We start from the raw sequence: 1,369 nt of genomic DNA, 5'->3' as shown, positions 1-1,369 counted from the left end.
GGGCTTGTCAAGAAAAGTGTGTAAGTTATTCTAAATACTTTAACACACGTTCATTAAGGTGATCATGAATTAACAGCTGATTCATGACCATTGCCCATTGTTGAATATGGCCGCCTTCCCACTTATTTTCAAGTTCTTTAGTTCGTAAATACAAAACTTTTAGAAGGGCGTTCTCGTTTGGGAATGCTCCTTTTTTAGTCACTTTTCTAAAGCTGGAATGTATACTTTCTACGGCATTTGTGGTGTACATGATTTTGCGTATCGCACTTCCATAATCAAATAGTTGTTCCACATGGGAGAAATTCCGTTTCCAAACGTCAATAGCTCCAGGATAAGCAGACCATTGTTGTTGAAAGGTTTCAAATGCACTATGACAGGCCTTAAGACTTGGTGCACTATACACCTTTTTTAAGGCAGCCGTGAAAGGTTTATAGTCTTTACTCGGAACATATTTAATCGAATTTCGAATGAGATGCACGATACAACGTTGCACGATTACTTGTGGGAAAATGGCACGAGCTCCATCTTCTAATCCACTTACTCCATCCATGGAAATAAAGAAAATATCTTCTACACCACGAGCTTTTATTTCATCAAAGATCTGCATCCATTTATGCTTACTTTCCGTTTCATTTAACCATAGACCAAGAATGTCTTTCTTTCCTTCCATGGTGTAGCCTAACATGGTATACACAGCGTATTTCTTGGTTTCGTATTCATTACGTATCGTCGTATAAAGGCAATCTACAAACACAAAAGGATAACAGTTGCTTAAAGGACGACTTTGCCACTCTTCTAAATCAGGAAGCACTGTATCGGTAATATCGGATATCATTTCATGAGACACGGAGAAACCATAGATATCTTCGATAGTAGATGAAATATCTCGCTGAGACATTCCTCTTGCATACATGGAGATGACTTTATCCTCGATGGCAGAAACATCTTTTTTACGCTTTGGAATAAGCTGGGGTTCAAATGAACCATCACGATCACGTGGTACGGCAATATCCACTTCGCCAGCTGTCGTTTTGACTGTCTTTTTTCCATACCCGTTCCGTCTATTGTTTGTTTCCTTTTCTCCTTTATCATTGGATTCATAGCCCAAATGATGATTCATTTCACCTTTTAACATTGATTCAAACATCGGTCCGAATATGTCTTTTAATGCATCTTGCATATCCTCTACAGACTTTGGTTGATACTGTTCAATAATCTTGTTAGCTAATTCTACGGAGTTAGGATCTCTTTTGGGTTTGCCCATTTAAAACACTCCTTTAGCTTTATAGTTATTATTCTACCAAATAAAAAACTGTGTGAGTAAGAAACCGTACGCATTTCTTACTTACACAGTTTATATTACACTCCC

Annotated in this window: 1 protein-coding gene; it reads right to left on the bottom strand. The window is 37.8% G+C overall.

All coding sequences use genetic code 11. The features are described from left to right. Positions 1–25: 25 nt before the first annotated feature. A complete protein-coding gene (locus ACTNEP_RS20425) occupies positions 26–1,264 on the bottom strand; it encodes an IS256 family transposase (RefSeq protein WP_441163785.1) in 1,239 nt (412 codons plus the stop codon). Positions 1,265–1,369: the final 105 nt, after the last annotated feature.

Origin of the sequence: Gracilibacillus sp. HCP3S3_G5_2 (genome assembly GCF_052063305.1) — a bacterium.
GTDB lineage: Bacteria > Bacillota > Bacilli > Bacillales > Amphibacillaceae > Gracilibacillus.
The sequence above is the reverse complement of the archived record's forward strand: the minus strand, read 5'-3'. Positions and strand labels throughout refer to the sequence as shown.